This window comes from Dyella amyloliquefaciens, from assembly GCF_004296575.1.
Taxonomy (GTDB): Bacteria; Pseudomonadota; Gammaproteobacteria; order Xanthomonadales; family Rhodanobacteraceae; genus Dyella; species Dyella amyloliquefaciens.
On sequence record NZ_SAYT01000005.1, the window covers coordinates 661193 to 683202 of the forward strand.

The 22010-nt window shown below is 66.3% G+C and carries 21 protein-coding genes; 6 read left to right on the forward strand and 15 right to left on the reverse strand.

Annotation, left to right across the window (positions count from 1 at the left end; all coding sequences use genetic code 11):
* The first annotated feature begins 94 nt into the window (after positions 1 to 94).
* Positions 95 to 1318: a PRA1 family protein gene (locus tag EPB08_RS14750; RefSeq protein WP_130619844.1), complete on the forward strand. Its 1224-nt coding sequence runs from the start codon at positions 95 to 97 to the stop codon at positions 1316 to 1318.
* Positions 1319 to 1451: 133 nt separating this feature from the next.
* Here EPB08_RS14750 and EPB08_RS14755 read toward each other — a convergent pair whose 3' ends face one another.
* The 3 genes from EPB08_RS14755 to pdsR are packed head-to-tail and all read right to left on the reverse strand — an operon-like array spanning position 1452 to position 4771.
* A complete protein-coding gene (locus EPB08_RS14755; RefSeq protein WP_130619845.1) occupies positions 1452 to 3464 on the reverse strand; it encodes an ATP-binding protein in 2013 nt (670 codons plus the stop codon).
* 24 nt (positions 3465 to 3488) lie between these two features.
* A complete protein-coding gene (locus tag EPB08_RS14760) occupies positions 3489 to 4082 on the reverse strand; it encodes a hypothetical protein (protein WP_130619846.1) in 594 nt (197 codons plus the stop codon).
* Entirely contained in the window at positions 4082 to 4771 is a 690-nt protein-coding gene (gene pdsR, locus EPB08_RS14765; RefSeq protein WP_130619847.1) for a proteobacterial dedicated sortase system response regulator, read from the reverse strand. The genes EPB08_RS14760 and pdsR overlap by 1 nt, the downstream gene beginning before the upstream one ends.
* Before the next feature lie 423 nt (positions 4772 to 5194).
* Between pdsR and EPB08_RS21365 the strand changes: the two genes are divergently transcribed.
* Positions 5195 to 5329 (forward strand): hypothetical protein, encoded by a 135-nt coding sequence (locus EPB08_RS21365; protein ID WP_267873357.1) that lies wholly within the window; start codon positions 5195 to 5197, stop codon positions 5327 to 5329.
* 259 nt (positions 5330 to 5588) lie between these two features.
* Here EPB08_RS21365 and rpe read toward each other — a convergent pair whose 3' ends face one another.
* The 3 genes from rpe to EPB08_RS14780 form a co-directional block, all read right to left on the reverse strand.
* Positions 5589 to 6269 (reverse strand): ribulose-phosphate 3-epimerase, encoded by a 681-nt coding sequence (gene rpe, locus EPB08_RS14770; protein ID WP_130619848.1) that lies wholly within the window; start codon positions 6267 to 6269, stop codon positions 5589 to 5591.
* Positions 6270 to 6368: 99 nt separating this feature from the next.
* Entirely contained in the window at positions 6369 to 7178 is an 810-nt protein-coding gene (djlA, locus tag EPB08_RS14775; protein WP_130619849.1) for a co-chaperone DjlA, read from the reverse strand.
* Positions 7175 to 7474, reverse strand: coding sequence for a c-type cytochrome (locus EPB08_RS14780; protein ID WP_425598261.1), 300 nt, complete (start codon positions 7472 to 7474; stop codon positions 7175 to 7177). Before EPB08_RS14780 ends, djlA begins: the two co-directional genes overlap by 4 nt.
* 262 nt (positions 7475 to 7736) lie before the next feature.
* Here EPB08_RS14780 and EPB08_RS14785 point away from each other — a divergent pair, with 262 nt between their 5' ends.
* The 4 genes from EPB08_RS14785 (at position 7737) to EPB08_RS14800 (ending at position 11084) form a co-directional block, all read left to right on the forward strand.
* Positions 7737 to 8633 carry a phosphoribosylaminoimidazolesuccinocarboxamide synthase gene (locus EPB08_RS14785; protein WP_130619851.1) on the forward strand — a complete coding sequence of 299 codons (897 nt, stop codon included), beginning with the start codon at positions 7737 to 7739 and terminating at the stop codon, positions 8631 to 8633.
* A gap of 6 nt (positions 8634 to 8639) precedes the next feature.
* Positions 8640 to 9086, forward strand: coding sequence for an Mpo1 family 2-hydroxy fatty acid dioxygenase (locus EPB08_RS14790; RefSeq protein WP_130619852.1), 447 nt, complete (start codon positions 8640 to 8642; stop codon positions 9084 to 9086).
* Positions 9087 to 9215: 129 nt separating this feature from the next.
* Positions 9216 to 9626: a hypothetical protein gene (locus EPB08_RS14795; protein ID WP_130619853.1), complete on the forward strand. Its 411-nt coding sequence runs from the start codon at positions 9216 to 9218 to the stop codon at positions 9624 to 9626.
* A 72-nt stretch (positions 9627 to 9698) separates the two neighbouring features.
* On the forward strand, positions 9699 to 11084 hold the full coding sequence (locus EPB08_RS14800) for a Y-family DNA polymerase (RefSeq protein ID WP_130619854.1): 1386 nt from the start codon (positions 9699 to 9701) through the stop codon (positions 11082 to 11084).
* 71 nt (positions 11085 to 11155) lie between these two features.
* Here EPB08_RS14800 and EPB08_RS14805 read toward each other — a convergent pair whose 3' ends face one another.
* The 9 genes from EPB08_RS14805 to mrdA all read right to left on the reverse strand — a co-directional run bounded on the left by EPB08_RS14805 (position 11156) and on the right by mrdA (position 22006).
* Positions 11156 to 13402, reverse strand: coding sequence for a carboxy terminal-processing peptidase (locus EPB08_RS14805; protein WP_130619855.1), 2247 nt, complete (start codon positions 13400 to 13402; stop codon positions 11156 to 11158).
* Positions 13403 to 13433: 31 nt separating this feature from the next.
* Positions 13434 to 14432 carry a lipoyl synthase gene (gene lipA, locus EPB08_RS14810; protein ID WP_130619856.1) on the reverse strand — a complete coding sequence of 333 codons (999 nt, stop codon included), beginning with the start codon at positions 14430 to 14432 and terminating at the stop codon, positions 13434 to 13436.
* Positions 14433 to 14442: 10 nt separating this feature from the next.
* Entirely contained in the window at positions 14443 to 15111 is a 669-nt protein-coding gene (gene lipB, locus EPB08_RS14815) for a lipoyl(octanoyl) transferase LipB (protein ID WP_130619857.1), read from the reverse strand.
* A 115-nt stretch (positions 15112 to 15226) separates the two neighbouring features.
* Entirely contained in the window at positions 15227 to 15517 is a 291-nt protein-coding gene (locus EPB08_RS14820; RefSeq protein WP_130619858.1) for a YbeD family protein, read from the reverse strand.
* 13 nt (positions 15518 to 15530) lie between these two features.
* On the reverse strand, positions 15531 to 16760 hold the full coding sequence (locus EPB08_RS14825; protein WP_130619859.1) for a D-alanyl-D-alanine carboxypeptidase family protein: 1230 nt from the start codon (positions 16758 to 16760) through the stop codon (positions 15531 to 15533).
* 60 nt (positions 16761 to 16820) lie between these two features.
* A complete protein-coding gene (locus EPB08_RS14830) occupies positions 16821 to 17753 on the reverse strand; it encodes a septal ring lytic transglycosylase RlpA family protein (RefSeq protein WP_130619860.1) in 933 nt (310 codons plus the stop codon).
* On the reverse strand, positions 17750 to 18763 hold the full coding sequence (gene mltB, locus EPB08_RS14835; RefSeq protein WP_130619861.1) for a lytic murein transglycosylase B: 1014 nt from the start codon (positions 18761 to 18763) through the stop codon (positions 17750 to 17752). Before mltB ends, EPB08_RS14830 begins: the two co-directional genes overlap by 4 nt.
* A gap of 112 nt (positions 18764 to 18875) precedes the next feature.
* Positions 18876 to 19994, reverse strand: coding sequence for a rod shape-determining protein RodA (gene rodA / locus EPB08_RS14840; RefSeq protein ID WP_130619862.1), 1119 nt, complete (start codon positions 19992 to 19994; stop codon positions 18876 to 18878).
* A complete protein-coding gene (gene mrdA, locus EPB08_RS14845; RefSeq protein WP_130619863.1) occupies positions 19991 to 22006 on the reverse strand; it encodes a penicillin-binding protein 2 in 2016 nt (671 codons plus the stop codon). The genes rodA and mrdA overlap by 4 nt, the downstream gene beginning before the upstream one ends.
* Between the last annotated feature and the right edge of the window lie 4 nt (positions 22007 to 22010).

Below are 22010 nucleotides of genomic sequence, written 5' to 3' on the forward strand. Positions count from 1 at the left end.
AACCGAAATCCGTGTACGGCTTGTCCGCGCGCGATTGCGCGCCTAACCTTGCCCCATCAATGCTCGAAGCGGCACTGCAGGGGAATCGTTGGGTATGGACCACAGCTGTCTGATCCTTTCCGGCCGCCTGCTCGACGGGCAGGACCTGGCCACGGTCCAAGCACGCCTGGCGGCGGCTTTCGGCATGGAAATGGCGGGTTTTCGCGAGCGTGTGTTTGAACGCGCCCCCCTGATCATCCGCCGCGGGCTGGACACCGCCACCGCCGACGCTCAGGCGGCTCAGTTGCGCGGCATGGGCGTCGAGGCCGACGTGCTGCCCGACAGCGACCGGCTGGCCTGGCTGCGCCGGGACGGGCAGATCCGCGGCCCCATCCCCGAGGAAGCCCTGTCCCGCTACGCCCACGCGGGCGACCAGTGGTGCCACGACGGTGGACAGGCCTGGTTCGACTGGGTCCACGCGACATCGCCCTTCCCGCCACTGCCCGAACCGGATCCGGAAGACGTGGCGCTGGAAGAGGCGGCCGCCCACGAGCCGCCACCGCTGGAGTCCGTGATGGAGCCACCAGCGCTGGAAGCCACCATGGAGCCCCCCCCACTTCCACCCATGCCCGAGGCCACCCCGCCGCCGGCCGCACCTGCCGCCAAGGCGCCGCTATCCACTGGCGCCGTCGTGGCCTCGCTATTCGGATTGCTGACGCTGCTGTATCGCCCGTTGGCACCCATCGCCGTGCTGCTGGCATTGGGCGTGCTGATCTATCTGTATCGGCGCCCGCTGCTGCGCGGCCGGGTCTTCGCCGTCGCCGCGCTGCTGCTGGGCGCCACGGCATGGCTGCTATGGATGCACCAGCCGGCGCCGGCGCCTGTAGCGCAACCCTATGTGCCACGCCCGTTGAAGCCGCTGCCGTCCGATCTTGCCCCAGTGGCGCAGGCGCCCACCGAGTGCACGGCCAAGGCACCGCCGCCGAAGAACGACGAGGATCGTTTCCTGCTCACCGGCCAGCGTCTGCTCACCGGACGAGCACAGCGCAAGGGCGATACCTATGTCGCGGAAGTCGCGGTATCGGTGAGCGACGACTGCCAGCCCAGCGCCCTGCAGCTCTATGTGTTCCGCCACGGCGTGTTCCTCGGCCCGGCGCTGGACAAAGCGGCGAGCCTTGCCACCACCAGGCTCGCCAACTTCGACCTCATCGACGACCAGCACCTGAGCGTGACGCTGGCGCAATGCACGGAGAAGCCGGGCGATTGCGCGGCTACCACGGTGAAGCAGTTCGCGGTGATGCCGGGCGGTGGTGGCTGGACGTTGGGCGAGATCAAGTAGCACCTCGTCGCCGTCGCTTTTGTGGGAGCGCACCCTGTGCGCGACTGCGAGGCAGCGCAGAACATCGCAAGAAGCGGCATCACCGCTCCGTTGGCTGTCGCGCACAGGGTGCGCTCCCACAAGGAGCCGGAGGTCACAGCCTCTGACGCGGCATCCCATGCAACTGCAGCGTGAACGCCACGCCGCTGCCATCGTCCAGGTTGCGCGCCATCGCCACGCCGCCGTGGCGCTCGGCCACCAGGCGCACCACGTAGAGGCCCAGGCCAAGATGGGGTGCATCGCCCGGCGTCGCCTTGTCACGCAAGCTCACCAGTGAGTCGAACAGCCGGCCTTGCATCGCGGCGGGCAACGGCGGGCCCTGGTTGGCCAGTTCGATCTCGGCGCCATGGCTGGTGGCGCTTAGCGTCAGCCGCAACCAGCCGCCATCCGGCGTGAACGACAGGGCGTTGTCGAACAGCTTGTCCAGCGCCTGCGCAATCAGCTCGGGCGCGCAGTGCATCATCATCGGTTCGTCGGGCAGCACGGTCTCGAGCCGTCGCGTGCCGGCGAGCGGGCGATAGGCCTCACCGCAGCCACGCACTACTGCCACGAGATCGACATCCTCGGGTTCGGCCGCCGCAATCGCACGCTCCATGCGGCTCGCCTCGCTCATCGCGCGTACCAGCGCACCGAGGCGCGCCACGCCGTCGCGAGCGCGCAGCATGTAGGGCTGCGCATCAGGCGGCATCGCATGCTCGGCCTGCAGGGCGTGTTCGAGGTTGTCCAGCGAGGACTTCACGATCGCCAGCGGCGTGTTCAGCTCGTGCGACAGCTTGGAGGCCAGCGTTCGCAGGTAATCGGTGTAACCACCCACCACTTCGAACAGCCGCTCGAAGCTGCGGGCGAGATCTCCGATCTCGTCTTCGGCCCCGGTCATGGGGAACGGGCCGTCCAGACGTCCATCGTTCAATTGCGCGCGCTCGGCAGCGTCACGCAGGCGCCCAAGGCGAATGCTCAGGCGCGTGGCGAAGATCAACAGGATGGCGCCCGCCACCAACAGCACGCCGAAACTGGTAAGCAGCAATCCAAGCAACGCACGGTTGGCGAGCAACGGCACCGCGCGGCTGGCCTGTTCCAGCAACAGCACGCCGCGCACCTGTCCGTCGCGCTCGATCGGCACCGCAGCCGCCAGCACTACGCTGCCGCGCGCTTCGCCCTGGCGCCACAGCGTCGCGGGTTGACCCTTGCTGGCTTCGCGCACCTCGGCCACGTCCAGACGTGGCACGTCCTGCGTCCACAGCTCGGCATCCTCCACCTGGTTCGCAAGCAGCGAACGGTAGATCAGCGCGGCGAACCAGCCAGGCTGATCGCCCGGCGCCGAGGCCGGCGTCGCAAGATGCCCGGTCTGCGCCAGCACCCAGCCGGCGGGTGCGAGCACACGCGCCTGCACGCCATCGAGCGCCAGCTGGCCCAGCTCATAGGACAGCGTGGTCGAATAAGCGACCAGCGGGCGGCTCTCCACCGCCTGCGGGTCGCCGCCCGCATTTGCGTCGTAGATCGACAGGCCCAACGAGTCCACGCCAAGGCTGCGCGGCACGCGCAACTCCACGCGGTAACCGCTGCCGTCCTCCTGCCATTGCGCGGTGAGCTGCGTCGGCAGGCCGTCGACGGCCGGATCGAGCGGCCGCGCGGTCACCAGGCCCGGCGCCGCACTGGCGAGCAGGTAGCGCCGCGACTCGCCCGCCTTGCCCAGGCTCAGCACCAGATGATCAGCGCGCAGCGCTCCCGGATCTTCCGCATCGGCACGCGTACGTTGTGTGCTGCGCACGTCCGCGTAGAGATAAAGCCAGTCCGCATCCTCGGCGAGCAACAGCTTGCCGCGTCGATCCAGCGGCTGGCTCCACGGCGTGAGCGGCGCCCAGTCGTCGCCGTAACCATCGATCGTGATCGGATTGACCGCCTGCTGCACGTACCAGTCCGGACCAGATGGCGGCAGTGGCGCATCGGTCACCACCAGGCTGCGCGCCATCGCGCGCGCGGACGCGGTGAGCGCCTGCGCCTGGCCTTCGCGCAGCAAGGTCTCCATCTGGCGCACGTACAACCAGCCGGCCACCGGCAGGGCCAGCGTGCACAGGGCGACAAGCAGCAGTTTGCGACGGAGGGTCATGCCGGCACGATACCGAAAAGCCGCTTAGTGCGCGGCTTTGGCGGCGTCGGCGTGTCCGGTGGAATTCACCGCATAGCGCGACTGCTCGACCACCTGGCGGAACAGGGCAAGCAATGCGTCCTTCCCGGGTTCATCGTGGGCGAACGCCATCGACCAGCTGAGACGGATGCCGCTCGCAAGGCCCGGGTCACAGAACACCACCACGTCATCCTTGTGGTCCGTGCCTTCGTACAGCAGGCCGCGACAGGCCAGCGCCTTGTTGTCGAGCTCGAAGACGCCCGCCTTGCCGTGAGGATCGCGTGCCAGGTAGTGATGGCGATCGTCCTGCACCTCGGCTTCGAGCGAGGACAGTTTGGACGGCCATACGTTGAGCACCATCACGCGATCGGGCTCGCCGGTCCATTCGCCCTTGTAGAGCACCTCGTTGACGCCGATGCCCTGTGCGTACAGGCAGCAGTCCTGCGTCCATCCCGCGGGAAGCACGGTGCGAATGGTCCACGCCGGCACATCACGATCCGCCTTGCCGTTGATCACCACCTGCGCGGCATCAGCGGCAAAAGCCCCCTGCGCGGACATCCACAACAGCACCAACGACAGCAAACCCATCCAACGCTTCATCAAGGCTTCCACCGATAACCGACGCCATGCACCGTCTCGATGGCGTCGAACTCCGGCGCCACGGCGATGAACTTCTTGCGGATGCGCTTGATGTGCGAGGTGATGGTGGCGTCATCCACCACCAGTTCGGCTTCGCGCATCAGCTGGTCACGGTTCTTCACGTGCCCGGGGAAGCGCACCAGGGTGTGCACCATCCAGAACTCGGTGACCGTCAGCGGGATCTCCTCGTGGTTCCAGGTGATGCGCATGCGTTCGGACTCGAGCTTGAGCGGGCCATGCTCTATCACCGTTTCGCTGGACGCCGGCACCTTCAGCGATTCGATGCGACGGAACAGTGCCGCGATGCGCGCCGCCAGCTGATGCAGGCTGGTGTCCTTGCTGAGGTAGTCGTCGGCCCCCAGGCGCAGCCCCGAGATCACGTCGAAATCGGAGTCGCGCGCGGTGAGGAAGATGATCGGCAGCGTGGCCGACTTGGCGCGCAGCTCGCGGCACAGGTCGAAACCGCCCTCCGGCTCGTCGCCCAGGCCGATATCGATGATGACCAGCTCCGGCAGGCGCATGGCGAAGGCGTTGGAGGCCTCCTGCCGCGAGCCGTAGCCACGCGTCTCGTAACCGAAGCGGGTCAGCGCCTCGACATAGTTGGCGCGGATCAGCGGCTCGTCCTCGACGATCGCAATGCTGCGGCCCATGGCTCACTCCGGAATGGCAATGGCGCGCAGCGTGAAGCCTGTGCCACGGCCGCGCAAGCCACAAACCCATACTGCCCCCGTTTCGCCATTCGCCGTCGGCGCGCCGCCACAGTCCGGGACACCAGACAGCCGCCCCGGGCTGACAACAGATGTGATCCACGTCGCACAAGTACCTCGAGACGCGCCAGCTGCCACGCCACGGGCCGATCTTGCCCGCGTTTTGCCACATTCGGGTCCCGGCGCATGCCCCGCATGGGAGCGCAATGGAGCCGTCTTCGCAGGAGTCCGAAACATGCGTCCCACTGGTCAGCCCCCCGTCGATCCCAACGCCGAACTGCACGGTTTCGAGCCGTTGCGCGTGGTGCTGGCGCTGGGTGCGCTCCTGCTCGGCCTGGTCATGAGCCTGCACTGAGCAGGCCCGTCATGAACGGCGATACCGAACTGAACGACCCTTTCCTGTTACCTGCCGTGGAAGGCTTGGAGGCGGCCAGCGCGCATGGAAGCGCGTCGGCCGCCGGGGCCGATGAGCTCGATCCTGATTATTGGCAGTCCCTTTGAGCCTGGCTCCCGCTCTCCGGGTTACGTTCCTCCCCGCCTCTGGCGGGGATTTTTTCATCTGAACAAAGGCTTAGGGCGAGTCGTCAGGCTTCCGGCCCGGGGAACCAAATCGCAAGAGCCCGGTCCCAATCCATGGCGGTCGTGGATTCTTGCCGTGGATCCATGTCCCGCCGTGTGGTCTCCTCACACGTCGTTCCGACGAAACTTATCCCGGCGCGGGCTGCGCCGGGATTTTCTTATGGGCGCTCCGCAGCGGGGCTCAGCCCTTCACCGCCGCCAGCTGCTCGTGCATCGCGGCGATCACGGTCTGGTAGTCCGGCGCATTGAAGATGGCCGAGCCGGCCACGAACGTGTCCGCACCCGCCCCGCCGATCTCGGCGATATTGGCGGCCGTCACGCCACCATCGATCTCCAGACGGATGGCCCGGCCACTCTCGTCGATGCGACGACGCACCTGGCGCAGCTTGTCCAGCGCGCCGGGAATGAACTTCTGCCCGCCAAAGCCCGGATTCACGGACATCAGCAGGATCAGGTCCAGCTTGTCCATCACGTAGTCGAGGTAGCTCAGCGGCGTGGCCGGGTTGAACACGAGGCCCGCCTGGCAGCCCGAATCCTTGATCAGGCCGATGGTGCGGTCGATGTGCTCGCTGGCTTCCGGGTGGAAGCTGATCACGCTGGCTCCCGCCTTGGCGAAGTCCGGCACGATGCGGTCCACCGGCTTCACCATCAGATGCACGTCGATCGGTGCGCTGATGCCGTAGTCGCGCAGCGCCTTGAGCACCATCGGACCCATGGTGAGGTTGGGCACGTAGTGGTTGTCCATCACGTCGAAATGCACCCAGTCCGCGCCGGCGGCCAGCGCCTTGGCGGTGTCCTCGCCGAGCCGGGCGAAGTCGGCGGAGAGGATGGACGGGGCGATGACGTTGGATTGCTTGCTCATGTCTAGGATTCCTGTAGGAGCGCACCCAGTGCGCGACCCAAGCGCTGCGTAGTGACCGTGATCGCGCACAGGGTGCGCTCCTACAGGTCGACGCCAAGTTTATTTGAAGCCGCGTTCTGCCTTGATGCGCTCGTAGGCCGCATTGATCTCGCTGGCGCGCGACTCCGCCTGCTTGCGCATCGCCTCGGGCAGGTCGCCCAGGCGATCCGGATGATGTTCGGAAATCAGTTTGCGGTAGGCGCGCTTCACCGCGCGGTCGTCCACGCTGCGCGCGATGCCCAGCACGGTGTACGGATCGGGCCCCTGCGTATTGCGCTGGGGCGGCACGTAACCGCCGTTGCCGCCGTAGGGACCGTGGCCACGTGAATAGCCGGTGGCGTTCCAGGCGTAACCCTTCATCGCCATCAGCGCCATCAGCTCCATGTCGCTCACGCGCAGCGCGAAGGCAAGCTGGCGCAGGATGGCCATCTTTTCCGGTGGCGGATTGCCTTCGGCAAGCACCGTCTCGATCACCACGTCGAGCACCGGGAAGGCGTGGTCACGGCGCAGGCCGACCCAGCGACGCAGCTCCTCGATGGCGAGGGTCACGTTGAATTCGGGCTGCTTGCCCTGGTTGAACGCGATGATGGCCTGCTTGCGCTGCTCGTGCTCCAGGCCCATGCGCTGCATCACGCGCTCGGCCACGGCAATCTCTGCCTCGGAAACGCGGCCGTCGGACTTGGCCACCGCACCCAGCACGTTGAACAGCGGACTGATGTAGCCGCCCGCCTGGGGCGTCACGCGGCTGCGCTGGCCCTTGCGCAGGCTGTCGATGATGAAGCCGGTGATGCCGCCGACCACGGCGCCAGGCAGACCGTGGCCGAAGATCAGGCCGAACAGGGCAAGCCAGAGGGTCCAGGTGAAGGTCATGGATTGCCTTGAATGTGAGGCGTCTGCGCGCTGTACCAGCGTGCCAGTTCGTCGAGGTCGGCGTCACTCATCGGGCCGATCGCCGCGCGCATCAGGGGCACGTTGCGGCGGCCGTCGCGATACTGCTTGAGCGCCTCGCGCAGGTAATCGAGTTTCTGCCCGGCCAGATTGGGTGCGCCCGGAATCTGCGCCATGCCGGTTTCGCCATGGCAGGCAGCGCACAGGCCCAGTCGCGCAGGCTTCGCCGGGGCCGCCGCGTGAACCGGCAGCGCCGCCGCGAGCCCGGCCGCCAGCAACGGCAGCGCGCGAACCCACGCCGGGCGCTTGCCCGTGCGCGTTGCGACATCGATGCGGTACGGCGGAACCATGGAAGACGGCCTGGCTCAAAAAGCGCCGATTCTAGCAGCCGCCGCAATACCCGCCGGGCCCGGCGGATCGCCGCGATACGTCTGGCACGGGCCGCACCCGGTAGAATGGGCGGCTTCGCGGGCCCTGCGGGGGCCCAAGTCACCGTTTCCCCGTCCTGGCACGCCAGGCGGCCAGCCAGGAGCGAACAACGTGCCCACCACCCTGCTGCAATCGAACCTGCCAGGCCTGGAGCTGATCCACCGCGGCAAGGTGCGCGACGTCTACGCGCTGCCGGAAAACCGCCTGCTGATCGTCGCCAGCGACCGCCTGTCCGCCTTCGACGTGGTGCTGCCCGATCCAATCCCAGGCAAGGGCGAGATGCTCACCCAGATCTCCAATTTCTGGTTCGACAAAACCGCGCACCTGGTGCCGAACCATCTGCTCGACGTCCCGCTGGCCGACGTGCTGCCCGCCGGCACCGACCTGAAGCTCTATGAGAAGCGCGCCGTGGTCACGCGCCGCCTGAAGCCGGTGCCGGTGGAAGCGATCGCACGCGGTTACATCATTGGTTCGGGCTGGAAGGACTACCAGGCGACCGGTTCGCTGTGCGGCATCAAGCTTCCCGCGGGTCTGAAGCAGGCGCAGCAGTTGCCTGAGCCGATCTTCACTCCGTCGACCAAGGCCGCCGTGGGCGATCACGACGAGAACGTCAGCTTCGACGCCGTGGTGGCCGCCGTGGGCACCGAGCTCGCCGAGCAGGTGCGCGAAGCCACGCTTTCCATCTACAAGTGGGCTGCCGCCTATGCCGCCGAGCGCGGCATCATCATCGCCGACACCAAGTTCGAGTTCGGCACCGACGAGAACGGCAAGCTCTACGTGATGGACGAGATGCTGACGCCCGATTCCTCGCGCTTCTGGCCGGCCGACTCGTACCAGGTGGGCATCAGCCCGCCGAGCTACGACAAGCAGTTCGTGCGCGACTACCTGGAAACGCTGGACTGGAACAAGAAGGCGCCCGGTCCGAACGTGCCGGCCAACGTGATCGCCGCGACCTCGGCGAAGTACGCCGAAGCCCTGCAGCGCCTCGCCGACATCAAGCTGGATTGATACCCCATGCAGCCTTGGCTCGATAGCTACAGCGCCGACCACCAGCATCCCACCAACCGCGTGCTGCACTGGATCTGCGTGCCGCTGATTCTGTGGTGCGCGATCGCGATGATGTGGACGATTCCCGTACCGCCGATGATCGGTCGCCCGGGCTTCTGGTCGGTCGCCGCCCTGGTGCTGGCCTTTGCCTGGTACTGGAAGCAGTCGCGCCGACTGGGCGCGGCATTGTTTGTCGCACTGGTGCTGCTGTGCGCGCTGACCGAATTCGCCTATCGCCAGCTGGGCCCGCACATGCTGCTGACCGCCATTGGCGTATTCGTGGTGGCGTGGATCGGACAGTTCATCGGCCACGCCATCGAGGGCCGCCGGCCGAGCTTCTTCACCGACCTCGCCTACCTGTTGGTAGGCCCGGCCTGGTTGATGGACAAACTGCTGCGCCGTGTCGGCATCTAAGTCACCTCACCACCCACCGTCATTCCAGCGAAAGCTGGAATCCAGCGCCTGCGTGACCCTGCAGGAAAGCCAGTGGATTCCGGCTTTCGCCAGAATGACAGGCGCAATGAAGCCATTCCCGGATCCGGCATGACCACTCTTCTCACCCTGATCAGCGCCCTGCTCTGGTGGGTGCTCTACAGCAGCATCGGCGCCCTGTTCTTCGCCATCATCGCGTGGTCCGTGATGCGCTGGAGCGAGCGCTGCCCGGTGGTGTTCAACCGCGCCTATCTCGCCTGCCTCGTGTGGAGCCTGATCACCCTGCTGATCATCGGTGGCGTGGCGATGCACGAGGGACACACGAAGCCACCATATGCGCCGCTGCTGGTTTCGCCGCTGCTGCGGGGCGCGTTGCTGGTCGACATGCTGATCGGCGTCGTAGTGTTGTGGCGGCTGATTCCGCGCGTCGATGCTCGTCGCATCCGGCCGTCCAGCGCGTGTCTCGCGGTGGCGATGATCATGGCCGTGGGCTTCGGCCTGGCGACCAGTCTCGCCGGCTGAACCCGTGCGTCACGGTCTCGGAACGTGGGACCGGTGCAAGCTACAACGGTCGGCTGAGTGCCGAGAGCCCGCATGACGCTGCGCAGCCTGTTCATCGACTTCAACAGCTATTTCGCCTCGGTCGAACAGCACGAGGATCCGTCGCTGCGCGGCCGCCCTGTCGGCGTGGTGCCGGTGGACGCGGATACCACCTGCCTGATTGCCGCCAGCTACGAGGCCAAGGCCTTTGGCGTCAGCACCGGCACGCTGGTGCGCGAAGCCCGGCGGCTGTGTCCCGGCATCGAGATCCGGCTCGCGCGCCCTGAACGCTACGTGTGGTGGCACAACACGCTGATCGAGGCGATCGACCACGCCATCCCCATCGCGCGCGTCGGCTCCATCGACGAGATGGCCTGTGAACTGGTCGGACGCCAGCGCGAACGCGCCGTGGCCGAACAGGTGGCTGGCCACGTGAAGCGAGAAATCGCGCGTGTTGCACCCGGCGGTGCCATCCGTTGTTCGATCGGCATCGCGCCGAACAACTTCCTTGCCAAGACCGCCTCGGACATGCGCAAGCCCGATGGCCTCACGGTCATCGAGCAGGAAGGTCTGCCGCAGGTATTGCACGATCTCGACCTGCGCGACCTCTGCGGCATCGGCCCATCGATGGAGCAGCGCCTGCATGCACACGGTATCACCACCGTACGGCAGCTCACCGAGGCACCGCGCCACCTGCTGCGCCACGCATGGGGCAGCATCGAAGGCGAGCGCATGTGGGATCTGCTGCGCGGCAAGTGGTTGCCAGTGGCGGAGACTGCGCGCAGTTCGCTGGGGCATTCGCACGTGCTCGGTCCCGAGCTGCGCCATCCCGCCGGTGCGCGCGCCGTGCTGACGAAGCTGCTGGTGAAGGCGGCGATGCGGCTGCGCAAGCTGGAGATGCTGAGCGGCGCGATGGCCGTGCGCATCCGCTATGTAGGCCACGACGAGCGCTGGGAAGGCGACCTCGGCTTCGATCCGACCGACGACAGCCGCGAACTGCTGCGCATGCTCACGCGCATGATCGATGGCCCCGGCCGCAAGGCACGCGTGCTGCCCGGGCCGGCCCACGCCACGCCGCTGTCAGTGAGCGTGACGCTGCAACGGCTGGTCGCGCGCACGCAAAGCACGGGCTCGCTGTTCGAATCACCCGTGACGACACGCAAGGTCGATGCGGTGATCGATCGCATCAATGCGAAATTCGGCTACAACAAGGTCTACTTCGGCAGCATGCAGGCGGCGATCGATCACGATGCAGCGCCCATGCGCATCCCGTTCAATCGCATCCCCGACAGCGCCAGCGAGAACGAGGCGCGCAAGGACGATGCGCAGCATCACGCACTGTGGCTGCAGTCACTCAATCGGGCGAAGGTGCTGGCCGAGCATGCGCATCGGCAGGAACGGGAAGAGAAAGCGGGCGACTCAACGCCCAAGCGCGAATAAGCGCTGCGCAGGCGCAACCGCTGAGCTGCGCCGCGCAAGCCCCTCTCCCTCAGGGAGAGGGGCCCATCAGATCAATGAGCGTCCGCGGCGTGCGGCTTGTCCGGAGCGGCAGCCGCTGCGGTGGCATTGGAGAAGCGGCCGCCATACGGCAGCACTTCCGACGCCAGCTTGGCGTCGCCCTTGATGAGGCCGACGGCGTCGAACAGGATGTGCGCGGTCTCCTCGAGCTGCGGATCGGCCGCCTTCTTGGCGTCCTTCTCCTGCTTCAGCTCCGACTTCAGGCTGCGCTCGTTGGCGTTGAGGCCATCGTCCGTCACCGCATCATCCGAGCCGTCCACATCACCGTCGATGGCCTTGTGGCGCGCGCGGAACTCGGCCTGCAGGGCGTCCTGGTCCTTGCGCTCGGTCTGGCGCTGGGCGAAGTTCAACGAGATCGTCGTCTTGTCGCGCATCTTCTTGTACTGCGCCAACTCATCGAGCATCAGCTTCCACGAGGGCGCCGTCGCCGTGCGCGTATCGTGCTTGCTCTGCAGCTGACCGAGGTAGGCCTTGAGATCCGCGACCGGCTTGTAGTCAGCCGGCTGGATCTGCGTCCACGGCAGCGCGTTGTCGTAGGTCGACTCGCCGAAGTCCTTCTCGTCGCCGTTCTTCGGATACTGGATGTCCGGCGTCACGCCCTTCAGCTGCGTGGAGCCGCCGTTGATGCGGAAGAATTCCTGGATGGTCATCTTCAGCTCGCCGTACTGCGGCTTCTCGCTGGTGTTGCGGGTGAAGCGGTCGAGGTCGACCAGGTTCTGCACCGTGCCCTTGCCGAAGGTCGGCTGGCCGATGATCAGGCCGCGGCCGTAATCCTGGATGGCAGCAGCGAAGATCTCGGAAGCCGAGGCCGAACCACGATTGACCAGCACCGCCATCGGGCCGCTCCAGGCCATGCCCGGATCGTCGTCGCCCTGCACCTGCACTTCGCCACGGGCGTCGCGCACCTGCACCACCGGACCCTGGTCGATGAACAGGCCGGTGAGCTCATTGGCTTCGGCCAGCGAACCGCCACCGTTGTTGCGCAGATCCATCACCACGCCTTCCACGCCCTCGCCCTTCAGCTCGCCGAGCAGCTTGGCAACGTCGCGGGTGGCGCTCTTGAAGTTCTTGTCGCCTTCGCGGCGCGCACCGAAGTCGGAGTAGAAGCTGGGCAGGTCGATCACGCCGATCTTGCGGGTGACGCCGGCGTCCTTGATCTCGATGACCTTCTTCTTGGCGGCCTGCTCCTCGATGCTCACCTTCTGGCGCACCAGGGAGATCAGCTCGTGCTTGCCGTCCACGCCCGCATCGGCCGGGAGGATCTCCAGGCGCACCGTGGTGTTCTTCTTGCCGCGGATGTGCTTGACCACGTCGTCCAGGCGCCAGCCGATGACGTCGACCATCGGGCCGTTGTCGCCCTCGCCGATCGCCACGATGCGGTCGCCCACATGCACCTTACCGGACTTCGCGGCCGGGCCGGCCGGCACGATCTCGCGGATCGCGGTGTATTCGTCGCGTGCCTGCAGCACCGCGCCGATGCCTTCCAGCGACAGCTTCATCGAAATGTCGAAGTTCTCCGCCGCGCGAGGGCCGAGGTAATCGGTGTGCGGATCGGTGGATTCGGCATAGGCGTTCATGAAGGACTGGAACGCGTCTTCGCCGTCAAGCTGCTTCACGCGATCGATGTAGCCGGCGTAACGCTTGTCCAGCGTCTTGCGGATCTCGTCGTCGCTCTTGTTGGCGAGCTTGAGGCGCAGCCAGTCGTTCATGGTGCGCTCGCGCCACAGAGCGTCGAGCTCAGCCTGGTCCTTCGGCCAGTCGGCCTTCTTGCGATCGAAGTTGTAGCTTTCGTTCGTGTTGAAGTCGAAGCCCTGCTTGAGCAGGCCTCGCGCGTAGTTCATGCGGTCGATGGCGCGCGCGACGTACAGGTTGAACATCGAGAACGGACCGGCAAGGTCCTGGTTCCAGATCGCGTCGTCGAGCTGCGTCTTCAGCGGCTCGAACTTGGCCATGTCGGCCTGCGTGAAGAAGACCTTCTCGCCGTCGAGGCTATCGACATAGGCCTTGAAGATCTTCTGCGACATCGCGTCGTCGAGCGGCTTCGCGTCGTAGTGGAAGCGGGTAAGGAAACGCGCGGAAAGCTGCGCCGCCTGCGCCTGATTGACCGTGGGCTTGAGCGGCAGTGTGGAGTACTTGCGTGGTGCGCTATCGCCGGTAAGGTCAGCGGCGGACTGCGCGTGGACACCGACACCGGTGACGGCAAGGGCGAGCAACAGGGCTAGCGAGGGGCGCAGTTTCATAGGTTCTCTGTGAGCTCTCTGGGCGTGCTCTTTAAGCGTGCTCGGTGACACCCGCGGCATGCGCCTGCAGGTCGGCATGGTAGGACGATCGCACCAGCGGGCCGGAGGCGACGTGATGGAAACCCATCTCCTCGCCGGCCAGGCGCAGCGTCTCGAATTCTTCCGGCGTCCAGTAGCGCACCACCGGGTGATGATGCGGCGTCGGCTGGAGGTACTGGCCGATGGTGATCATTTCCACATCGTGCGCGCGCAGGTCGCGCATGGTCTCGAGCACCTGCTCCATGGTCTCGCCCAGGCCCAGCATGATGCCGGACTTGGTCGGCACGTCCGGATGCTGCGCCTTGAAGCGCTTGAGCAGGTCCAGCGACCACTGGTAGTCGGCGCCCGGACGCACTTCGCGATACAGGTGCGGCACGGTCTCGAGGTTGTGGTTGAACACGTCCGGCGGGAAGTCCTTGAGCACTTCCAGCGCGCGCTCCATGCGGCCCTTGCCGCGGAAGTCGGGCGTGAGGATCTCGATCTTGATGTTCGGGCTGGCGTGGCGCGTCGCGCGGATGCACGCGGCGAAATGCTCGGCGCCGCCGTCGCGCAGATCGTCGCGGTCCACCGAGGTGATCACCACGTACTTCAGGCGCATGTCGTGGATGGTCTCGGCCAGGCGCGCCGGTTCCAGCGGATCGGGCGCGGCCGGCTTGCCGTGGGCCACGTCGCAGAAGGAGCAGCGGCGCGTGCACACCTCACCCAGGATCATGAAGGTGGCGGTGCCGTGGCTGAAGCACTCGTGGATGTTCGGGCAGGAGGCTTCCTCGCACACGGTCACCAGCGAGTTCTCGCGCAGGCGTGCCTTCAGCTGCTGCACGGCATTGCCTTGCGGCAGGCGCACGCGGATCCAGCTCGGCTTGCGCAGCGTCGGCACCGCGGTATCGAAACCGGCGCGGTTCAGCGCGATCTTGTCATTGCCCAGCTGTTTCTCGGGGGCGCCGGCAACAACGCTGATCGGGATGACCTTGGAGGAAGACATATCGCTCATGTAGGCAGACTCAGACCGCTACGCGAGCGGGTAGTTCAGGGAGGATGGGGGCGGCCGGTTCAGCGTCGAACCCGAACTGGCGGCAGAACTCCTCCACCAGGGCGTCCTCGACATCCGACAGGCGCGACGGACCGCCCAAGTCTAACACCTGCGTGACCGCCAAACCCTTGTAGCCACAAGGATTGATGCGGTGATACGGCTCCAGGTCCATGTTCACGTTGAAGGCCAGGCCGTGGAAGCTGCAGCCCCGGCGCACCCGCAGGCCGAGGGCCGCCACCTTGGCGCCGGCCACGTAAACGCCGGGCGCACCTTCCAGCCGCTCGGCGCCGATGTTCCAGTGCGCCAGCGTATCGATGAGGGATTGCTCGATCTTGTTGACCAGCTCGCGCACGCTGACACCGGCGCGGCGCAGGTCGATCAGCGGATAGCCCACGATCTGGCCGGGGCCGTGATAGGTCACCTGGCCGCCGCGATCCACCTGCACCACCGGGATATCACCCGGCGCCAGCACGTGCTCGGCCTTGCCGGCCTGGCCCTGGGTGAACACGGGATCGTGCTCCAGCAACCACAGCTCGTCCGAGGTATCGGGGCCGCGATTGTTGGTGAACTGGCTCATCGCCTCCCAGGTCGCCGCGTAAGGCTGGCGACCGAGACGACGGACTTTGAGCGGCAAGGACATGGGGAATGACCTGGGGATGGAACTGGGTATCTGCGGTCGTGAGCCGGCCCTTGCAAGGGCCGGGCGCCGTGTGGGGAGTGGCAGGCACCGCCGGCCCGCCACACCCCGGTAAGCCTCAGAGCGTGTAGCGGATATCCGGATCGGCCCGCAACGCCGAGTGCGCAAGGTCGTACTGCTCGCGCGTATCGCAGCGGAAGCTCACCGTCACCGAAAGGAAGTTGCCCTCGCGCGAATGGCGGTGCTTTACCGTCTCATGCAGCACGTGCAGGCCAATGCCTTCCAGGATCTGCGGCACGCGGGTCTTCAGGTCCGCGCTGGCATTGCCCATCGCGGTGATCTCGAACTCGCCCGGGAACTGGAATCCCTGACCTTCCTGTTGGGCCTGGATGGTGTCGATATCGCGCATCACGCTTCCTCCATCACTTCTCGTCGGGCTTCTTGTCGCTGTGGAACCACAGCATGATGCTGTCCCACAGGCGGGCGAAGAAGCCGCCCTGCGGCGCATCCGCCAGGGCGATCAGCGGCACGTTCTGCACCGGCTGGCCGTCCAGCGTCACGCGCAGCGTACCCACCTGCTGGCCCTTGGTGAACGGGGCGATCAACGTGGCCGGGATGTCCATGGTGGCCTTGAGCTTGTCGTAGTCACCGCGCTTGACGGTCACCAGCACGTTGTCGGCCACACCCAGCGCCAGCTGGTTGGACTGGCCCTTCCACAGCTTCGGCGTCGCCAGCGGCTTGCTGCCGTCATACAGCTTGTGCGTCTCGTAGAAGCGGAAACCGTAGTTCATCAGCGCCAGCGCGGCGTCGGCACGGGCCTTCTCGTTGGACGCGCCCATCACGATGGCGATCATGCGCGAGTCGCCCTGCTTGGCGGACGCTGCCAGACAGAAACCGGCCGCGGCCGTGTGGCCCGTCTTGATGCCGTCCACCGTGTTGTCGCGCCACAGCAGCAGGTTGCGGTTGTGCTGCTTGATGCCGTTCCACTCGAAATCCTTGACCGCCGAGATCGCATAGTCCTCGGGGAAGTCATGGATCAGCGCACGCGAAAGGATCGCGATGTCACGGGCGGTCGAGTAGTGGTTCGCGATCGGGTAACCCGAGGCGTTCTGGAAGTTGCTGTTGGTCATGCCCAGCTGCTTGGCGTAGGCATTCATCAGGTTGGCGAATGCAGCCTCGGAGCCGGCGCTGTGCTCGGCCAGCGCGATGGCAGCGTCATTGCCCGACTGGATGATCATGCCGTACAGCAGGTCCTTCAGCGGCACCTGGCTGTTGAGCTTGAGGAAGCTGGTGGAACCATCCGTGCCCGCACCACCGCTGCGCCACGCGTTCTCGCTGATGGTGACCGGATCGGTCATGTGGATCTTGCCGTTGGCAATCTCGGCGGAGACGACGTAGTCGGTCATCACCTTGGTGATCGAGGCCGGCTCCACGCGCGTGTCCGGCTCTTTCGACGCCAGCACCTGGCCGGTGGCGTAATCCATCAGCACCCAGCTCTTGCCGTCCACATCCGGCGGCGGCGGCACCGGCGCCTCGGGCACCGCCGGACGCGGCACCGGCACGGGCTTGGGCGGAGTCTGCTGGGCGACGGCCGTGCCGACGACCAGGGCGGCGACGGCAAGCGAGGACAGGGTACGGCGGATCAGGTTCATCGTTCGGTTCAATCCAATGCTGAGTGGCGGCGCGTGAGGGCGCCGCGAGAAAACAATGCGTCAGTCTACCGCGACCTGCGGCCGGGGCAGCCCCATGTTCGCGATGCGCGAGGTGACATCATCGGCCTGGTCCACGCTGGCGAGCGGCCCCACACGCACGCGCCGGATGTTGCGACCGTTGATTTGGGCATCCACCACCTGTACTGGCGCAAAATTGGCCGCACGCAGCTGCTGCGCGACGCGTTCCGCGTTGCTCGCGTCAGAGAATGCGCCCACCTGGAGGAAAATTCCGGGCCCTGCGCTGGCAGGTTTGGGCGGCGGCGGTGGTGGCGGCAGGGTCTGGGCGGTCAACGGCTGCGAGGGATCAATGGCGCGCACCTCCACCAGCCCCGTGCCCTTGGGCCACACGCCGATCTTCACCGCGGCGGCATAGGACAGGTCGATCAGGCGGTTCTCGTGGAACGGACCGCGATCGTTGATGCGCACGATCACGCTCTTGCCGTTTTCCAGGTTGGTCACCCGCGCGTAGCTCGGCAGCGGCAGCGTCTTGTGCGCAGCGGTGAACTGGTACATGTCGTAGTCCTCGAGACTCGACGTCTTGTACCCATGGAACTTGTTGCCGTAGAACGAGGCGATGCCGCGCTCGACATAGCCGCTGGGGCTGGTGAGCACGTTGTAGGTCTGGCCCAGCACGGTGTAGGGCGACTTGTTGCCGTACAGCGCGCGCGGCTCCACCTTCGGCACCGGCTCGGGAATCTTGGCGACGGCTTCCGGCGACAGTGCTTCGGGAACGCTGTCGGCGTTATCGCGGTAGCGGCTGCTCTGCGGGCGGCTGGTGTCGTCGTAGATGCCGCCCCGCGAGCTACCCCCGCCAGCGGAAGAGCTGCCGCCGCGCGAGGATCCGGCTTGTCCCGCGGAGGGACGGGTTTTGCCGCCACTGCATCCGGCCAGCAGCGCGATAAGAAGAAGCGGCAGCGCCAGCCGCCATGTCATCGCATGGCTTCCGTCACACCTGCTCCCTCGGCAATCGCCTGGGCCAGCTGATGCACAGCCAGCGCATACAGCGGACTGCGGTTGTACGTGGTGATCACATAGAAATTCTGGAAGGTGAACCAGTATTCCTTGCCGTTTTCGCCATCCAGCGACTGCAGGCTGGTCGGCTCACCCGGGCTGAGCGACTGCAGCGGCGCATAGCCCCAGGCTTCCATCTGTTCCAGCGGCCACTGCGGTTTGGAGTCCTTCACCGAAATGGGTTTGGCCGCGCTGTCGGGTTGCGCGCGCGCCGCCACCAGGCCGCCCTGCTGCCAGCCATGCTTCGCAAAATAGTTCGCGACGCTGGCCAGGATGTCGGGCAGCGAATTCTTCAGGTCGATGCGGCCGTCGCCATCGGCGTCCACGCCGAAGTCGCGGATGCTCGAGGGCATGAACTGACCCCAGCCCTGCGCGCCGGCGTACGAGCCGGTCAACGTGTCCACGGGGCCGGCGAGATGGTTGTCGGGCAGCTCCAGCAGGGTCTTCAGCTGCTCGCGGAAGAACGTGGCGCGCGGCGGGTAGTACAGACCCAGCGTCACCAGTGCATCGAGCACCTTGTACTTGCCGGTGATGCGCCCGTAGGACGTCTCCACGCCGACGATCGCCACAATGTACTCGGGCGCCACGCCGTATTGCTTGCCGATGCTTTCCAGCAGCGCGCGATGCTCGCGATAGAACGCGATGCCATCGTTGATGCGCTGCGGCGTGATGAAGATCGGCCGATAGTCCTTCCAGGGCTTGGCCTCGGCGGGGCGGCTGATCGCATCGAGGATGCCTTGCTGCTTCCTGGCACCGTCGAGCAGCGCGGTCAGCGCCTGCGGATTCTTGCCGGTGTCCTTGGCCACTTCACGGACCAACTGGTCCTGACCGGGATGGGTTTCCGCGAGGACCGGCATGCATGCCGAGGCGATGAGCAGGCCCAGCGAGGCGAGGAGGCGACGAGTCGGTAGCGACGCGGCAATCAAAGGCATGAATGACTTCACTGTCGAACGGCTTCGATGCAAAGCCTAGCACGCAAAGTGGGGAAAAACCGGGGGTTTGCGCAGTGTCGGATGGCGGTGGACAGAGCCCGACGCGCCATCCTCAGTCGTGAACCTTGCGATTCGCGTGAATGGACATCAGCACGCCAAATCCGGTCAGCAGCGAGACCGCCGACGTGCCGCCATAGCTCACCAGCGGCATCGGCACGCCCACCACCGGCAGCATGCCGGCGACCATGCCGCCATTGACGAATACATACACGAAGAAACTCATGCCGATCGCGCCCGCAAGCAGGCGCGAGTAGGTGTCGCGCGCCTCCATGGCAATCCACAGGCAGCGGCCGATGATGAAGGCGTACAGCGCCATCAGGCAGATCACGCCGACCAGGCCGAACTCCTCGGAGAACACCGCGAAGATGAAGTCGGTGGTGTGTTCGGGCAGGAAATCCAGGCGCGACTGCGTACCGTGCTGCCAGCCCTTGCCCCAGAGGCCGCCCGAGCCCACCGCGATCTGCGACTGGATGATGTGCCAGCCGTTGCCCAGCGGATCGGACTCCGGATCCAGCAGCGTGCGCACGCGATTGCGCTGGTACTCGTGCAGGAAGTGCCAGGCCACGGGAACCATCGCGCCGACGACCGCCAGCAGGCTGCCGATCTTCCACCAGCGCATGCCGGACAGGAACAGCGCGAACGCACCGGCCGCGCTCACCAGCAGCGCGGTGCCGAGATCGGGCTGCTCGGCAATCAGGCCTGCGGGGATCCCGATCAGGATGCCGACCACGGCAATGTCCTTCCAGCTCGGCGGCAACTGGCGCGGATGCAGGTACCAGGCCACCATCATCGGCATGGTGAGCTTGAGCAGTTCCGAGGGCTGGAACGACAGCACGCCCAGGTCCAGCCAGCGCTTGGAACCACTGCGCACCTCGCCGAGCGCCGCCACCACCAGCAGCAAGCAGACGCTGCCGGCATAAAGCCATGGCGTCCACCCGCGCAGCACCGCGGGTGGAATGCGCGAGATCAGCAACAGCAGGATGCCGCCCATCACGAAGCGCGCCGCCTGGCCGGTGATCATCGCCATGCTGCCGCCGCTGGCGCTGTACAGGGTCATCAGGCCGACGCAGCCGAGCACGAACAAGCCAAAGGCGAGCGGCAGGTCGATGCGCGGGCGCGTGATCATCCGGCGCAACAGGCGCTGCAGGCGAATCTGGAGGGCGTCGATCATGGGTTGCCTCCATCGTCGGGCGGAGAGGAACTGGCACTTTCCGGGGGCATGGCGGGCGTGTCGGCCGGCGTCGCCACCGGGGTATCTTCGGGCACTTCCGGCACGCTCGACGGCACGGCGGGAGCGCTCTCCGGCGTCGCCTTCGGCGGAACCGGCCCGCCGGTCGAGACCAGCCACGCATCCATGATCTTGCGCACGATGGGACCGGCGTCGGCCGCGCCCCAGGCGCCCGATTCGAGCATGGCGGCCACGGCGATGCGCGGCGACTCGGTGGGCGTATATCCGATGAACCACGCGCGGTGGCGCGTCGCCAGGTAGGCCAGGTTCTTGTTGGTGTCGTAATCGTTGCTGCGACGGGAGAAACGCTCGGCGGTACCGCTCTTGCCAGCCACGGTCAGCGGGAATCCCTTGAACACGCCTGCCTGCATGGCCGTGCCTCCGGCGCCATATACCACCGCCTCCATGCCCTGGTTCACCACATTCCAGTCACTGGGCTTGTGGATCAGCGAGGGGCCGGCCGGCGGGTTGGGCAACGGTACGGCATGCTCCTTCACCGCGGCCGTGGCCATCACCAGGCGCGGCGCATACGGCGTGCCATGGCCGGCGAAGGTGGCGGTGGCGTGCGCCAGCTGCAGCGTGGTGACGTTCCAGTAGCCCTGGCCGATGCCTGCAATCACGGTTTCACCCGGGAACCAGCCGTACTTGCTGCGCGTGGCCTTCCACTCGCGCGACGGCAGGATGCCTTCCGCTTCGCCGATCAGGTCGATGCCGGTCTTCTTGCCGAAGCCCAGGCTGCCCATCCAATTCGCAAGGCGGTCGATGCCCATGTCGAGGGCAAGCTTGTAGAAGTACGTGTTGGTAGAGAGCTGGATGGCCCGCACCATGTTCACCGTACCGTTGCCGCCGCGCACGTCATCGCGATAACAGCGCTGCTGGCCGGGGATACAGAACTCGCCGGTGGACAACACCGTGTCCTCTGGCCGGCGGATGCCCAGTTCAAGGCCGCCCAGCGCCAGGAACGGCTTGACCGTCGACCCCGGCGGATACGCGCTCTTCAGCGCGCGATTCAGCAACGGCTTGTCCGTATCCGTCATGTAAGCCGAGTAGTCGGCACGGCTGATGCCGTTGACGAACAGATTGGGATCAAAGCTGGGGACGCTGACCATCGCCAGGACCTGGCCATCTCGCGGATCAATGGCCACGGACGAGCCCGGCCGCCCCTCGAAAGCCTCGGCGGCAGCCCGCTGCACGCGCAAATCGATGCTCAGGTAGAGGTTCTTGCCCGGCGTCGGGGCGTGCGTCTCCAGCACGCGCTGCACGCGACCATCTGCATTCACCTCGACCAGCTCGTAACCCGGCTCGCCGTGCAGCACGTCTTCGTAGGAGCGCTCCAGGCCGCTGCGTCCCACGTGACTGGTGCCCTTGTAGCGATCGGCGTCCAGGCGATTCATGTCGTCCGCATCGATGCGCCCCACATAGCCGACCACATGCGCGAACAGAGGCCCGTAGGGATAGCGACGGGTGAGGTATGGCACCACGTCCACGCCGGGGAAACGCCAGCGGTTGATGGCGAAGCGTGCGATCTCGTCCTCGGTGAGGTGCAGCTTCAGCGGCACGCTGTCGAAGCGGCGGTTCTGCTTGAGCTGTTTCTTGAACGCATCGATGTCGTCGTCGCCGAGCGGCACCACATCGCGGATGTCCGACAGCAACGTCTTCATGTCGGATACCTGCTCGGGCACCACTTCGAGGCGGAACGCCGGCACGTTGTCGGCCAGCAGCACGCCATTGCGGTCGTAGATCAGGCCACGCGCCGGCGGAATCGCCCGTGGCTTCACCCGGTTGTTTTCCGAGCGCAGGGCGAACTCGCTATGACGCTGCACCTGCAGGTACTGGTAGCGCGCGACCAGCACGCCCAGGCCAAGCAGGATCAGCGCGAAACCCACCATCGCGCGCACGCGGAACAGCGTGCTTTCGCCGCGGGAATCCTTGATCGAGCGCCGCTTCAGTGCCATGGCG

What these genes read in the sequence shown, in the direction of transcription:
- EPB08_RS14795 (WP_130619853.1), top strand. Translation starts at nt 9,216, where the DNA reads ATGACCACTCTTCTCACCCTGATCAGCGCCCTGCTCTGGTGGGTGCTC.
- EPB08_RS14750 (WP_130619844.1), top strand. Translation starts at nt 95, where the DNA reads ATGGACCACAGCTGTCTGATCCTTTCCGGCCGCCTGCTCGACGGGCAG.
- djlA (WP_130619849.1), bottom strand. Translation starts at nt 7,178, where the DNA reads ATGACCTTCACCTGGACCCTCTGGCTTGCCCTGTTCGGCCTGATCTTC.
- EPB08_RS14805 (WP_130619855.1), bottom strand. Translation starts at nt 13,402, where the DNA reads ATGAAACTGCGCCCCTCGCTAGCCCTGTTGCTCGCCCTTGCCGTCACC.
- EPB08_RS14790 (WP_130619852.1), top strand. Translation starts at nt 8,640, where the DNA reads ATGCAGCCTTGGCTCGATAGCTACAGCGCCGACCACCAGCATCCCACC.
- EPB08_RS14760 (WP_130619846.1), bottom strand. Translation starts at nt 4,082, where the DNA reads ATGAAGCGTTGGATGGGTTTGCTGTCGTTGGTGCTGTTGTGGATGTCC.
- EPB08_RS14825 (WP_130619859.1), bottom strand. Translation starts at nt 16,760, where the DNA reads ATGAACCTGATCCGCCGTACCCTGTCCTCGCTTGCCGTCGCCGCCCTG.
- mrdA (WP_130619863.1), bottom strand. Translation starts at nt 22,006, where the DNA reads ATGGCACTGAAGCGGCGCTCGATCAAGGATTCCCGCGGCGAAAGCACG.
- pdsR (WP_130619847.1), bottom strand. Translation starts at nt 4,771, where the DNA reads ATGGGCCGCAGCATTGCGATCGTCGAGGACGAGCCGCTGATCCGCGCC.
- rodA (WP_130619862.1), bottom strand. Translation starts at nt 19,994, where the DNA reads ATGATCGACGCCCTCCAGATTCGCCTGCAGCGCCTGTTGCGCCGGATG.
- lipA (WP_130619856.1), bottom strand. Translation starts at nt 14,432, where the DNA reads ATGAGCGATATGTCTTCCTCCAAGGTCATCCCGATCAGCGTTGTTGCC.
- EPB08_RS14800 (WP_130619854.1), top strand. Translation starts at nt 9,699, where the DNA reads ATGACGCTGCGCAGCCTGTTCATCGACTTCAACAGCTATTTCGCCTCG.
- lipB (WP_130619857.1), bottom strand. Translation starts at nt 15,111, where the DNA reads ATGTCCTTGCCGCTCAAAGTCCGTCGTCTCGGTCGCCAGCCTTACGCG.
- mltB (WP_130619861.1), bottom strand. Translation starts at nt 18,763, where the DNA reads ATGCCTTTGATTGCCGCGTCGCTACCGACTCGTCGCCTCCTCGCCTCG.
- EPB08_RS14755 (WP_130619845.1), bottom strand. Translation starts at nt 3,464, where the DNA reads ATGACCCTCCGTCGCAAACTGCTGCTTGTCGCCCTGTGCACGCTGGCC.
- EPB08_RS14820 (WP_130619858.1), bottom strand. Translation starts at nt 15,517, where the DNA reads ATGCGCGATATCGACACCATCCAGGCCCAACAGGAAGGTCAGGGATTC.
- rpe (WP_130619848.1), bottom strand. Translation starts at nt 6,269, where the DNA reads ATGAGCAAGCAATCCAACGTCATCGCCCCGTCCATCCTCTCCGCCGAC.
- EPB08_RS21365 (WP_267873357.1), top strand. Translation starts at nt 5,195, where the DNA reads ATGAACGGCGATACCGAACTGAACGACCCTTTCCTGTTACCTGCCGTG.
- EPB08_RS14830 (WP_130619860.1), bottom strand. Translation starts at nt 17,753, where the DNA reads ATGACATGGCGGCTGGCGCTGCCGCTTCTTCTTATCGCGCTGCTGGCC.